13 protein-coding genes and 1 tRNA gene are annotated in these 13,133 nt (G+C 70.5%); 8 read left to right on the forward strand and 6 right to left on the reverse strand.

Annotated features, from left to right (window positions below; translation table 11 throughout):
- From AOJ26_RS19830 to AOJ26_RS19855, 6 genes are all read left to right on the forward strand, one after another.
- The coding region (locus tag AOJ26_RS19830) for a copper chaperone PCu(A)C (RefSeq protein ID WP_053849657.1) at positions 1-313 on the forward strand (313 nt) is incomplete at its 5' end.
- Positions 314-326: 13 nt separating this feature from the next.
- Complete coding sequence (locus AOJ26_RS19835; RefSeq protein WP_053849658.1) at positions 327-2,357, forward strand: copper resistance CopC/CopD family protein; 2,031 nt, start codon at positions 327-329, stop codon at positions 2,355-2,357.
- 8 nt (positions 2,358-2,365) lie between these two features.
- Entirely contained in the window at positions 2,366-3,643 is a 1,278-nt protein-coding gene (efeB, locus tag AOJ26_RS19840; protein WP_053849659.1) for an iron uptake transporter deferrochelatase/peroxidase subunit, read from the forward strand.
- A 68-nt stretch (positions 3,644-3,711) separates the two neighbouring features.
- A complete protein-coding gene (gene pheA / locus AOJ26_RS19845; RefSeq protein WP_053849660.1) occupies positions 3,712-4,644 on the forward strand; it encodes a prephenate dehydratase in 933 nt (310 codons plus the stop codon).
- Between the two features lie 533 nt (positions 4,645-5,177).
- A complete protein-coding gene (gene serS / locus AOJ26_RS19850) occupies positions 5,178-6,455 on the forward strand; it encodes a serine--tRNA ligase (protein WP_053849661.1) in 1,278 nt (425 codons plus the stop codon).
- Complete coding sequence (locus AOJ26_RS19855) at positions 6,452-7,255, forward strand: HAD family hydrolase (protein ID WP_053849662.1); 804 nt, start codon at positions 6,452-6,454, stop codon at positions 7,253-7,255. Before serS ends, AOJ26_RS19855 begins: the two co-directional genes overlap by 4 nt.
- Positions 7,256-7,305: 50 nt before the next feature.
- Here the strand turns inward: AOJ26_RS19855 and AOJ26_RS19860 are convergent.
- The 6 genes from AOJ26_RS19860 to AOJ26_RS19885 all read right to left on the reverse strand — a co-directional run bounded on the left by AOJ26_RS19860 (position 7,306) and on the right by AOJ26_RS19885 (position 11,460).
- A tRNA-Ser gene (locus tag AOJ26_RS19860) sits at positions 7,306-7,393 on the reverse strand.
- Between the two features lie 268 nt (positions 7,394-7,661).
- Entirely contained in the window at positions 7,662-7,859 is a 198-nt protein-coding gene (locus AOJ26_RS19865) for a hypothetical protein (protein ID WP_053849668.1), read from the reverse strand.
- Between the two features lie 99 nt (positions 7,860-7,958).
- Complete coding sequence (locus tag AOJ26_RS19870) at positions 7,959-8,678, reverse strand: ABC transporter permease (protein WP_053849663.1); 720 nt, start codon at positions 8,676-8,678, stop codon at positions 7,959-7,961.
- 10 nt (positions 8,679-8,688) lie between these two features.
- On the reverse strand, positions 8,689-9,600 hold the full coding sequence (locus tag AOJ26_RS19875; protein ID WP_053849664.1) for an ABC transporter ATP-binding protein: 912 nt from the start codon (positions 9,598-9,600) through the stop codon (positions 8,689-8,691).
- Positions 9,597-10,505: an ABC transporter permease subunit gene (locus tag AOJ26_RS19880; RefSeq protein WP_053849665.1), complete on the reverse strand. Its 909-nt coding sequence runs from the start codon at positions 10,503-10,505 to the stop codon at positions 9,597-9,599. The genes AOJ26_RS19875 and AOJ26_RS19880 overlap by 4 nt, the downstream gene beginning before the upstream one ends.
- Complete coding sequence (locus tag AOJ26_RS19885) at positions 10,495-11,460, reverse strand: ABC transporter ATP-binding protein (RefSeq protein WP_053849666.1); 966 nt, start codon at positions 11,458-11,460, stop codon at positions 10,495-10,497. Before AOJ26_RS19885 ends, AOJ26_RS19880 begins: the two co-directional genes overlap by 11 nt.
- 249 nt (positions 11,461-11,709) lie before the next feature.
- On the opposite strand from AOJ26_RS19885, the gene AOJ26_RS19890 reads away from it, so the two are divergent.
- Together AOJ26_RS19890 and AOJ26_RS19895 are read left to right on the forward strand one after the other, a co-directional pair.
- The gene (locus tag AOJ26_RS19890) at positions 11,710-12,552 is read left to right on the forward strand and encodes a M24 family metallopeptidase (RefSeq protein WP_053849667.1); all 843 of its coding nucleotides are present in this window, start codon (positions 11,710-11,712) and stop codon (positions 12,550-12,552) included.
- Positions 12,549-13,133, forward strand: a 585-nt coding sequence (locus AOJ26_RS19895) for an alpha/beta fold hydrolase (RefSeq protein ID WP_159044331.1), incomplete at its 3' end; no start/stop codon positions are given. The genes AOJ26_RS19890 and AOJ26_RS19895, both read left to right, overlap by 4 nt.

A 13,133-nucleotide genomic window follows, 5' to 3' on the forward strand; every position in this document is an offset into this window, starting at 1 on the left:
CGCCGGGTTCCTGACCGTCTCCAACTCCGGCTCGTCCGCGGACGAGCTGACCTCGGTCACCAGTGACGACGGCGAGGTCACCATGCACGAGACCAACGGCGGCGCGATGGAGGAGGTCTCCCGCCTGACCGTCCCGGCCCACGGACAGCTCGTGTTCAGGAGCGGCGCCAACCACCTGATGTTCGACAAGCTGAAGCAGGCTCCGAAGCAGGGCCAGACGGTCACCGTCGAACTCCACTTCGCCACCTCCGACCCCGTCGTCGTCAAGATGCCGGTGAAGTCGGCGACCTACGTCCCGAAGACCGGACACTGAGGGAGGGACCGCCTTGACGCAGACCATCACCCCCCGCGTCCGGACCCTGGTACTGCTGCTCCTGGCCGCGTGCGGCCTGCTGCTGACCACGGCCGGGCCGGCCTCCGCGCACGCCGCGCTCACCGGCAGCGACCCCCAGCAGGGGGTGGTGGTCGACAAGGCGCCCGACCAGGTCTCCCTGACCTTCTCCGAGAAGGTCGCCCTGTCGAGCGACTCGCTGCGGGTCCTCGACCCCAAGGGCAAGGCCGTCCAGCAGGGCACACCGTTCGAGGTCAGCGGCACGACATACGCCGTGAAACTGCACAGCGGGCTGCCCGACGGCACCTACACCGTCACCTACCAGGTCGTCTCCGCCGACAGCCATCCGGTCGCCGGTGCCTTCACCTTCTCCGTCGGCGCCCCCTCGACCACCTCAGTCTCCGTCTCCGGGGACACGGCGGGCGGCGGGATCGTCGGCTGGCTGTACGGCTTCGGGCGGTACATGTCGTACGCCGGCTTCATCGTGCTGGTCGGCGGCGCCGCCTTCGTGCTCGGCTGCTGGCAGCGCGGCGCCGGAGTGCGGCCCATGCAGCGGCTCGTCGTCGGCGGCTGGCTCACCCTCACCTCGGCCACCCTGCTGCTGCTCCTGCTGCGCGGCTCCTACACGGGCTCCGGGAAGGTCGGGGACGTCTTCGACCTGGACCTGCTCGGCAACGTGCTCCAGACCAAGGCGGGCGCGGCCCTCGTCTCCCGGCTGCTGCTGCTCGCGGCGGCCGCCCTGTTCATCTCCGTGCTCTTCGTGGCGTACGACAAGCGCGAGGACGAGGAGAAGCGCGACCTCACCTTCGGGCTCGCGATCGGCGGCACCGTCGTCGCGGCCGGGCTCGCGGCGAGCTGGGCGATGGCCGAGCACGCCTCGGTCGGGCTCCAGGCGGGCATCGCGATGCCCGTCGACGTCGTCCACCTGCTGGCCGTCGCCGCCTGGCTCGGCGGGCTGACCGCGCTGCTCGTCGCGCTGTACCGCTCGGACACGCCGGTCGAGTCGGCCGCCGTACGGCGGTTCTCCCAGGTCGCCTTCGGCAGCGTGGTCGCGCTGGTCGCGACCGGCGTCTACCAGTCCTGGCGGCAGCTCGGGTCCTGGTCGGCGTTCACCGGGACCCGGTACGGGCAGCTGCTGCTGGTCAAGATCGGGCTGGTGGCGCTGCTGGTCGGCGTCGCGTTCATCTCACGGCGGTGGACCGCGCAGCTCGCGGACACGGTGGTGCAGCGGGGGAAGCGGGCGCAGCAGAAGGAACGGGTCGGTGCGGGTGCCTCGGGTTCGGGCCCGGGCTCGCGTCCCGGCTCGGGCTCCGGCTCCGGCAAGTCCAAGGGGGGCGGCGGCTCCAAGGGCGCCGCGTCGAAGGAAACCGGTGCCGGGAAGGGCGGCGCCACGGCAAGCGGTGACAAGCGCGCCGTCTCCGAGGCCGCCCGGGACTCCAAGCGGGCCGCTCAGCTCGCCCGGCAGCAGGCCGCGATCGACACCGCCCGGCAGAAGCGGACCCGGGACGCCGATCCCCACCGGTTCGGACTGCGCCGCTCGGTGCTCGCCGAGGCGGGGGTCGCGGTCGTCCTGCTGGCGGTCACGACCGTGCTGACGCAGACCGAGCCCGGCCGCACGGAGGAGGACGCCAAGGCGGCCAAGGCGGCGGCCTCCTCGGCCTCCTCCGACGCCTCGGGAACGTCCGGTGCGCTGACCCTGGACATGTCCTTCGACACCGGCGGCACGGACGGCAAGGGCGTCGTGACGGTCGACTTCGACCCCGCGCGCGTGGGCGGCAACGAGATGCACGTCTACGTCCAGCGGCCCAACGGCCGGGCCTTCGACATCCCCGAGGTGAAGGTAGCCCTCACCCTGGAGGCCAGGAAGATCGGGCCGCTGGCCGTCACCCCCGACCGCATCTCCACGGGCCACTGGTCGGCGAGCAACGTGCAGATCCCCATGGCCGGCGACTGGAAGGTGGCCGTGACCGTACGGACCTCCGACATCGACCAGACGACCGTCTCGAAGAACGCGCAGATCGGCTGAACCGCACCATGGCTGAACAGTCCCTCCCCCTCGTCGACGAAGACGCCTCCATCCCGGAGCGTCCCACTGCGGGCCAGGGCATCTCACGGCGTGCCCTGCTCGGCACCGCCGGCGCCACCGGGCTCGTCCTCGGAGCGGCCGGCGGAGCCGCGGGGTATGCCGCCGCACCCGCCGCGGCGACTCCGCTGACCTCGGTCGGCAGCCACGAGGTGATGTTTCACGGGAAACATCAGCCCGGCATCACCGACGGCCTCCAGGCGCGCGGCCATCTCGTCGCCTTCGACCTGGCGGCGGGCGCGGGCCGCAAGGAGGCCGCCGCGCTGCTGCGCCGCTGGTCGCGGACGGCCCAGCGGCTGATGGCGGGGGAGGCGCCCGCGTCCGGCGACACGGATGTCGCCCGGGACGCCGGACCCTCCGCACTGACGCTGACCTTCGGCTTCGGGCACAGCTTCTTCGCCCGCACCGGACTGGAGAAGCAGCGGCCGGTCGCCCTCGACCCGCTGCCCGACTTCTCCTCCGACCAGCTCGACAAGGCCCGCAGCAACGGCGATCTGTGGGTGCAGATCGGCGCCGACGACGCCCTGGTCGCCTTCCACGCCCTGCGCGCGGTCCAGAAGGACGCGGGCAGCGCGGCCAAGGTCCGCTGGCAGATGAACGGCTTCAACCGCACACCGGGCGCCACGGCCCACCCCATGACGGCCCGCAACCTCATGGGCCAGGTGGACGGCACCCGCAATCCGAAGCCCGGCGAGTCCGACTTCGACCAGCGCGTCTTCGTCCCGGAGTCCGGCACGCCCGCGTGGATGGCGAACGGCTCCTACGCGGTCGTACGGCGGATCCGGATGCTGCTGGACGACTGGGAGAAGCTGTCCCTCAGGGCCCAGGAGGCCGTCATCGGGCGTCGCAAGGCGAACGGCGCGCCCCTGACCGGGGGCACCGAGACGACCCCGATGGACCTGGAGAAGACGGACGCCGAGGGCACTCTGGTGGTCCCGGTCAACGCACACGCCCGGATCACCCGGCCCGACCAGAACGGGGGCGCTGCCATCCTGCGCCGCCCGTTCTCGTACCACGACGGCATCGACGCGGACGGCACACCGGACGCGGGACTGCTGTTCGTCTGCTGGCAGGCGGACCCGCTGCGCGGTTTCGTCCCGCTCCAGCGCAAGCTCGACCGCGGGGACGCGCTCTCGCAGTACATCCGGCATGAGTCGAGCGGTCTGTTCGCGGTACCGGGCGGGGCGGCGCAGGGGGAGTACGTGGGGCAGGCCCTGCTGGAGGGGTGAGGTTACGCAGGTTCACCCGGTGGTGAGACAGGCGGGCTCCGTCCCGCAAGGGCCATTAGGGTGAGGTCATGCCAGCCAGCTATGCGTATCTCGGCCCCGAGGGGACCTTCACCGAAGTCGCGCTGCGGACGCTTCCCGAGGCGGCCACCCGGGAGCTGATCCCCTACGTGTCGGTGCAGTCCGCGCTGGACGCGGTGCGCACGGGCGAGGCCGAGGCCGCCTTCGTGCCGATCGAGAACTCCGTCGAGGGCGGCATCACCACCACCCTCGACGAACTGGTGGCGGGCGCGCCGCTGATGATCTACCGCGAGGTGCTGCTGTCGATCACCTTCGCGCTGCTGGTCAGGCCGGGCACCGAGCTCACGGACATCAAGACGGTCTCCGCGCACCCGGCCGCCCAGCCGCAGGTGCGCAACTGGCTGAAGAAGAACCTCCCGGACGTCCACTGGGAGTCCGCCGCCTCGAACGCGGACGCGGCCCGGCTGGTCCAGGAGGGCCAGTACGACGCGGCCTTCGCGGGCGAGTTCGCGGCCGCCCGCTACGGCCTCGAGGCCCTGGAGACCGGGATCCACGACGCCGAGAACGCGCAGACGCGGTTCGTGCTGGTCGGCCGCCCCGCCCGGCCCGCCGCGCCGACCGGCGCCGACAAGACCTCCGTCGTGCTGTGGCAGCGCGACGACCACCCCGGCGGACTGCGCGACCTGCTGGGCGAGTTCGCCACCCGCGGCATCAACCTGATGTTGCTCCAGTCCCGGCCCACGGGCGCGGGCATCGGCAACTACTGCTTCTGCATCGACGCCGAGGGCCACATCACCGACCGCCGGGTGGCCGAGGCGCTGATGGGACTGAAGCGGATCTGCCGCGAGGTGCGCTTCCTGGGGTCGTACCCGCGCGCGGACAAGGAGCCGGCGGACCTGGGGGCACCCCTGGCCGGGACCTCGGACGAGGAGTTCATGGCCGCCTCGGACTGGGTGGCCAGATGCCAGGACGGCCGCTTCTAGGGCCGGTCCTACCTGCAGATTTTAGTTATCCACAGGAGTTTTCCACAGGTCCGCTTCTCGACCTGGGGACAAGTCGACAACAAAAGGTGACCCTGTCGACAAATCGGCCCTCAGGGCACATCAGTGTCCACACGCACGCACGTCACCCTTCGTCCACTGTTTTCCTTTAGGCAATCCTTTGGGGTGACCCCTTTCCACTCGAAAGTAGGGGTAGAAGTGGGTTTGCGACGGGAATCCTCGGCGTGATCCCCGGGTTTCGGAGTGATCAATTCCGAAATCCACAGATCGTCCGCACACCCTGTGGATAACTTTTCGCAGGGTGTGGATTCCTGTGGACAACCATGCGCCAAGTCCCGGTCCCCGTAAGGGAGTCGAGTCAACCCGACTCCGCGCCCGTGCTTCGTCCCGGGGACCCTGATCCCGTTTCCTTGACACGCTCCGCAATTCGCCCATAACGGTACGTAAGCCATGATTTTGCTCGGCGGGGAATAGTGAGTCGTGGGCCGTATGCCCGCACCGGTAGCCTTGGCGGCGTGATTGACCTTCGCCTGCTCCGTGAGGACCCCGACCGAGTGCGCGCGTCCCAGCGCGCCCGTGGAGAGGACGTCGCCCTCGTCGACGCCCTCCTGTCTGCCGACGAGCGGCGCAGGTCGTCCGGCGTCCGCTTCGACGAGCTGCGTTCCGAGCAGAAGTCGCTCGGCAAGCTCATCCCCAAGGCCACGCCCGAGGAGCGCGCCGAGCTGCTCCAGAAGGCGGAGCAGCTCAAGGCCGACGTCAAGGCCGCCGAGGCCGCGCAGAACGAGGCGGACGAAGAGACCAAGCGCCTCGCGCTCCGGCTCGGCAACCTCGTCCACCCCGACGTCCCCGTCGGCGGCGAGGAGGACTTCGTCGTCCTGGAGACGCACGGCACCATCCGCGACTTCGGCGCCGAGGGCTTCGAGCCCAAGGACCACCTGGAGCTCGGCGAGGCGCTGGGCGCCATCGACGTCGAGCGCGGCGCCAAGGTGTCCGGCTCGCGCTTCTACTACCTGACCGGCGTCGGCGCGCTCCTGGAGCTCGCGCTCGTCAACGCGGCGATCGCCCAGGCCACCGAGGCCGGGTTCACGCCGATGCTCACCCCCGCGCTGGTCCGCCCGCGCGCCATGGAGGGCACCGGCTTCCTCGGCCAGGCCGCGGAGAACGTCTACCACTTGGAGAAGGACGACTACTACCTGGTCGGCACCTCCGAGGTCCCGCTCGCCGCGTACCACATGGACGAGATCCTGGACGCCGACCAGCTGCCCCTGCGCTACGCCGGCTTCTCGCCGTGCTTCCGCCGCGAGGCCGGCACCTACGGCAAGGACACCCGCGGCATCTTCCGCGTGCACCAGTTCGACAAGGTCGAGATGTTCTCCTACGTCGCCCCCGAGGACGCGGAGAACGAGCACAAGCGGCTCCTGGACTGGGAGAAGCAGTGGCTGACCGGTCTCGAGCTGCCGTTCCAGGTCATCGACGTGGCCTCGGGCGACCTCGGCGCCTCCGCCTCCCGCAAGTACGACTGCGAGGCGTGGATCCCGACCCAGGGCAAGTACCGCGAGCTGACCTCGGCCTCCAACTGCGACAGCTTCCAGGCCCGCCGGCTGTCCGTCCGCATGCGCGACGGCAAGAAGGTGCAGCCGCTGGCGACGCTCAACGGCACGCTGTGCGCCGTACCGCGCACCATCGTGGCCATCCTGGAGAACCACCAGCTCGCCGACGGCTCGGTGCGGGTGCCCGAGGTGCTGCGTCCGTACCTGGGCGGCCGGGAGCTGCTGGAGCCGGTCGCCAAGTGAGCCAGGCCTTTCCGTACCGGCTGATCGCTACCGACCTCGACGGCACGCTCCTGCGCTCCGACGACTCGGTCTCCCCGCGCACCCGGGACGCGCTCGCCGCGGCCACCGCGGCGGGCGCCGCCCACATCGTCGTGACGGGACGCGCGGTCCCCTGGACCCGGCACATCCTCGACGACCTCGGCTACGACGGTCTCGCGGTCTGCGGGCAGGGTGCGCAGGTGTACCACGCCGGTGAGCACCGTCTGTTGACGTCGGTGACCCTGGACCGGCAGCTCGCGGGCGTGGCCCTCGCGAAGATCGAGGCGGAGGTCGGCCCGCTGTACCTGGCGGCGAGCCGTGACGGCCTGGAGGGCGACGTGCTGGTCGGGCCGGGATACGCGGTGACGGGGAAGCTGCCCTCGACGCCGTTCACGGACGCGTCGGATCTGTGGACCGCCCCCCTGAACAAGATCTACATACAGCATCCGAAGCTGTCGGACGACGAACTGGCCGAGGCGGCCCAGCGGGCCGCGGGCGGCTTCGTCACGGTCGCGATGGCGGGCGAGGGCATCGTCGAACTGCTCCCGCTGGGCCTGTCGAAGGCGACCGGCCTGTCCCTGGCGGCCCGCCGCCTGGGGCTGAAGGCCGCGGACACGATCGCTTTCGGCGACATGCCCAACGACATCCCGATGTTCGCCTGGGCGTCCTACGGCGTGGCGATGGCGGAGGCCCACCAGGAACTCAAGGCGGTGGCCGACGAGGTGACGTCCTCCAACGAGGAGGACGGCATCGCGGTGGTGCTGGAACGGTTGCTGGGCTGAGGATTGCCGGGCTGACGCTTGCAGGGCCCAGTCCCAGTGACAACGTCTCGCGGAGGATGCACGAATCGAACGTGCGCGGGCTTTCCAGGCCCGACCTTGGCTTAGCAAGCCAGTGCCTTACCACTCGGCCAATCCTCCGGGTGGGCGGCCTCACGCGAGAGCGACGTCGCGTGCTCGAAGCGGCCGCCCCGGGCTACCTGCGGGTGGACTCGACGGTGGCGTAACTACACCGGAGTCCTCCGCCGGCTGCCCTGACGGGAACCGGACGTACTGTCGTGCATGGACATCGCCCGGCTCCTCTCCCAGCTCGCGGCGCCGGACGGTCGTCCGGCGGGGTGGACACGACCACTGTGCCCGTACGACGAGTTGGGCGCCACCGATTAAATGCGGCCGAGTGTTCGAAACCCTACGGGCGCCGCCACCGCCGCCGGCGCTTGCTGAAGAACCACCCGGCAGGAGGCTCGTCGGAGCGCCAGGGCTGCGGTTCGGGCTCCTGCTCACGCCAGCGCGCGGCCAGCATCCGGGCACGGGCAGACGGCTCGGTCGTCCCGGCGGACCGTATGAAGTCCTCGTCCAGCACGAGGTCGTCCCAGTCGTCTGCCATGCCCGTTCCCTTCGACTCGCAGCCGGACATCCCCCTGTGTCCAGTGTGGCCGGACACCGATGAAGTCCCCGTCAGTAAGCGGGATGTGAGGGGAGGTCCCTACTCCTCGCCCGCCAGCGTCAGCGACCGCAGCTTCTGTCCCGCGTACCAGGTCGCGAGGACGGTCACCACGACCAGCAGCACCGTGGCCGTCGGCAGCCCCACGTCCGAGGTGACCAGGTCCCCGCCCGCGACCTTGTGGGCGACGGCCAGCGACCACTGCTGGACGCTCAGGGTCCTCGCCCCGGAGACCAGGGAGCCGAACAGGGCCTCCCAGACCAGGGCGTAGACCAGCCCGAACACCACCGCGTGCCGGGAGACCGTGCCGAGCAGCAGGAAGAGCGCCGCGTAGGCGATCGAGGCGACCAGCGCGGCCACCGTGTAGGCGACGGCGATCTGCTGGCCGTTGCCGTTGAGGATGAAGCCCGCGATCAGCGTCGGCAGCGCCGAGAACACCATCGTCACGGCGATCGCCACGATCAGCTTGGTGAAGATGATCGTGGGCCGCTTGAGCGGCTTGGACAGCAGGTACACCACCGAGCCGTCGTCGATCTCCGGGCCGATCGCGCCGGTGCCCGCGATGACGCCGATGATCGGGACCATGGTGGCGAGCGCGAGCCCGCCGAGCAGGTCGGAGGCGGTCTGGTCGTCGGCGCCGACCAGGCCGCGCACGATCACGGAGATCAGGATCAGCAGCGCCGGCAGGGCGCCCAGGATGAGGGCCCGGCGGCGGCCGAGCAGGGCCCGGTAGGTGAGTCGGGCGACTGTGGGGTCGTACATCTTCGGCCTCCTACGCCGCGACGAGATACGAGAAGACGGACTCGAGCGACTCGTCGGACGGCGAGACCGTGAGCAGCCGGATGCCGTGGTCGCGCGCGACCTTGGGCAACAGGGCGGTGAAACGGCCGAAGTCGACGGCCTGGATGCGCAACGCGCCCTCCGTCAGGTCGACCTCGATGCCGGACGTGGACGGGTCGGCGATCAGCGCGGCCGCGAGCGCGCGGTCGTCGCTGGAGCGCACCAGGTAGCGGTGCGGGCGGTCCGTCATCAGGCGGCGGATCCTGCGGAAGTCACCGCTGGCCGCGTGCCGGCCCGCGACGACGACCTCGATGTGCCAGGCGAGCTGCTCGACCTCTTCGAGGATGTGCGAGGAGAACAGCACGGTGCGGCCCTCGTCGCCCATCCGCCGCAGCAGGTCCATGAGCTGCATGCGCTGGCGCGGGTCCATGCCGTTGAACGGCTCGTCGAGCAGGAGCAGCGAGGGGTCGTGGACCAGGGCGGACGCCATCTTCACGCGCTGGCGCATGCCCTTGGAGTACGTGGAGATCTTGCGATCCTGCGCGTACTCCATCTCGACCGTGGCCAGCGCCTTCTGGGCGGCCTTGGCGCCGAGGCCGTGCAACTCGGCGTTGGCGACGACGAATTCGCGGCCGGTGAGGAAGTCGTACATCGCCTCGCGCTCGGGGACGATGCCGATGTGCCGGTAGATGGCCTCGTTGCGCCACACCTGCTGGCCGTCGAGGGTGACGGTGCCGGTGGAGGGGGCGAGGAAGCCGCCCATCATGTTGATGAGGGTGGACTTCCCGGCGCCGTTGGGGCCGAGGAGGCCGGTGACGCCGGGGCCGATCGTCATGGTGATGTCGTTGACGGCGACCACGTTGCCGAACCAGCGGGAGACGTGGTCGATCTGGAGCGTGGTCACAGTCCCACCTTCTTGTAGCGGCGCATCAGGAGGCCGTAGCACGCGGCGATCAGGCCGAGGACGGCCAGGACGTAGACCACGCCCTCGCCGTTCGACGGGCCGACCGCTCCCGGGAACGCGGAACTCGCGCCGAGGAACGCCGACTGAAGTCCGTCGATGAGGGTGACCGGCGAGAACAGGCCGATCCAGGGGATCGCGCCGGTGGTGCCCTGGGCGTCGGCGATGGCCTGGAGGGTGGTCACCGCGCCGTAGGAGATGGTCAGTACGGCGATCACGGCCGCGATGCCGAAGCCGCGGCGCGGGGTGACCGACGCGATGACCAGGCCGATGCCGGCGAAGAGCAGGGAGAGCAGCGCCACGGAGACGAGTCCCTGACCGAATCCCTTGGTCTGGTCGGTGAAGTCCAGCTTGGCCAGCAGCGCGCCGACGTAGAGCACGATCAGCGGGGCGGCGGTGAGAATGAACATCGCGGTGGCGAGTGCCGCGTACTTCGCGCGCACGTAGTCGGCGGTCTCGATGGGCCGCGAGAAGTACAGCGGCACGGTCTTGAAGCGCAGGTCGCGGGAGACGGACTGGGGCGCCTGCGAGGCGACGTACAGGCTGATGACGGCCTGCATGATGATCGCGTAGCGCGTGTAGTCGACGGGCAGGTCGTTGGCCTTCGTGGCGACTGCGACGGCCACCATGATGGCCGCCGGCACGCACATCACGACGAACAGCAGCATCGGCAGCACCTTGGACTTCACCGAGCGGCCGAGGCCGTAGGCGCCGCGCAGGGACTGCGAGTAGAGCGAACGGGTGGCGTAGGACCGGCCGAGGCGGGGGCCGTCGTAGGCGCGGTAGCCGATGTTGTGGATGCGGGTCTGGTCGCCCGAGGGGGCGGTGACCGGGTGCTCAACTGCCATGGCCGACGGCCTCCTTCCGCTGCTCGTCCTCGTTCGTGAAGACTTCCGAGATGTGGTGCCTGCGCTGCTCCATGCGCACCAGGCCGAGGCCGAGATCGGCGACGACGTCCCGGACGACGTCGTAGGTCTCCTCGCCCTGCGCGGTCACCAGCAGGATGTGGCCGGCGCCCGGCAGACCGCTCTGGGAGTCGAGGACCTCCACCCCGCGCGCGTGGAGCGCCTCGCGCACCGCGCGGGTGCCGTCCGGGTGCTCGTCGCTGTCGGTGACCTCGACCGCGAGGGTCGTGGTGGTCTGGGTGAAGTCGGTGGTGGAGCTGGAGCGCAGGAGCTTGCCGCCGTCGATGACGACGACGTGGTCGCAGGTGCGCTCCAGCTCGCCCAGCAGGTGTGAGGTGACCAGGACCGAGATGCCGAAGTCGGTCCAGATGCGGCGGATCAGGCCCAGCATGTCGTCACGGCCGACCGGGTCGAGGCCGTTGGTCGGCTCGTCGAGGAAGACGAGCTGCGGGTCGTGCACCAGGGCCTGGGCGAGCTTCACGCGCTGCTTCATGCCGGTGGAGTAGCCGCCGATGGGGCGGTAGCGCTCCTCGTACAGGCCGACGTGGCGCAGGGTGTCCGCGGTGCGCTCGCGCGCGGCGGTGGGCGGCAGCCCGGACATGCGGGCCATGTGCACGACGAACTCGGTGGCCGAGACGTCGGGCGGCAGGCAGTCGTGCTCCGGCATGTAGCCGACCCGCTCGCGGATGGCGGCACCCTTGGTCGCGACGTCGAGCCCGAGCACTTCGGCGCGGCCCTCGGTGGCGGGGGACAGACCCAGCAGGATCTTGATCATGGTGGACTTGCCGGCTCCGTTGGCGCCGACGAGTCCGGTCACACCGGGTCCGACGTCCAAGGAGAGCCGGTCAAGCGCGGTCACCCGGGGGAACCGCTTGCTCAGGCTTTCGGTCGCGATCACAGTCACATCCCCGACAGTAGTGACGCGGACCACTCAGGTCGTCACCCCGCAGAGCTGCATCGGCATCAGACTCCAGGCGTACGGGCACCTAGGGGTCACCCTGAGGTCCAACAACCCTGCCCGCGTTTTCCACATCGGCGGGTTTTTCCACAGGCCGACCGGGCCCTATTGACGCAACCTCCAATGACTGTCACATTCGCCAGTGTCACGTTACGGACACGTACCGCGGTCGACGGGGACGAGGCGGCAATGGCGACAGCAGTGCACGGCGAACTCTCCGCCCGGTTGCGGGGATTCAGGCAGGTCCAGCGGCTCGCGTACGAGTGCGCGGAGGCGGTCGCGGCCCGCCTGGAACCCGGAGTCACCGAGCGGCAGGCCGCCCGGATGCAGCGCGAGTGGCTGCGCGCGCGGGGCGTACGGGACTGGTTCCATCTGCCCTTCGCCTGGTTCGGGGACCGCACGGCGTTCACCGGCTTCCGCGTCCCGCTCCAGTTCTTCCCCACCGACCGCCGCCTGGAGCCCGGGATGCCGTTCATCCTGGACATGGCACCCGTGTACGAGGGACACACCGCGGACATCGGCTACTCGGGCTCGCTCGGCGTCAACCCCCTCCAGGACCGGCTGATGGCCGACCTGGAGGCACACCGCGAGCTGATCCTGCGCGAGGTCCGCGAGCGGCGGCCGCTGCGCGAGATCTACGAGGACGTCGACCGCCTCATGGCCCGCCAGGGCTACGCCAACCGGCACCGCGCGTACCCCTTCGGCGTGATCGCCCACAAGGTCGGCCAGGTCAGGCAGCGACGCTGGACACCCCACCTGTTCGGGTTCGGCGTCCAGTCCCTGAAGGGCCTCGCCGCCGACGCGCTGCACGGCCACCGCGAGGGCTGGTCGCCCCTGTGGTCGCCGTACCGCTTCTCCGACCACCCCCCGCAGCCGGGCCTGTGGGCGGTCGAACCCCACCTCGGTTTCCGGGGCACCGGCGCCAAGTTCGAGGAGATCCTCGTCGTCACCGACTCCGCGGACCCCGAGCAGAGCGCCTTCTGGCTGGACGACGATCTGCCGCACGTGCGGCGCTGGGCGGAGGAGAAGTGACCTTGCTCGAAGGAGCGCGCGAGCGCCGGGTACGCACCGGCGGCGTCGAACTGTCCGTGGCGGAACTGGGCGACCCGGGCCGGCCGACCGTGATCCTGGTGCACGGCTACCCGGACAGCAAGGAGGTCTGGTCCGAGGTCGCCCCACGCCTCGCCGACCGCTTCCACGTCGTCCTCTACGACGTCCGCGGCCACGGCCGCTCCACCGCGCCCCGGCCCCTGCGCGGCGGATTCACCCTGGAGAAGCTGACGGACGACTTCCTGGCCGTCGCGGACGCCGTCAGCCCGGACCGGCCCGTGCACCTCGTCGGACACGACTGGGGCTCGGTGCAGTCCTGGGAGTTCGTCACCGTCCGGCGCACCGAGGGCCGTGTCGCCTCCTTCACCTCGATGTCCGGCCCCTCCCTCGACCACTTCGGCCACTGGATCCAGAGCCGCCTCCACCGCCCCACCCCCCGCCGGATCGGCCAGCTCCTCGGCCAGGGCGCCAGGTCCTGGTACGTGTACGCGCTGCACACCCCCGCCCCGCCCCAACTAGACCGGCGGGGCCCGCTCGGCAAGGCGTGGCCCCGCATGCTGGAA

Origin of the sequence: Streptomyces sp. NRRL B-24085 (assembly GCF_001282115.1) — a bacterium.
Taxonomy (GTDB): Bacteria; Actinomycetota; Actinomycetes; order Streptomycetales; family Streptomycetaceae; genus Streptomyces.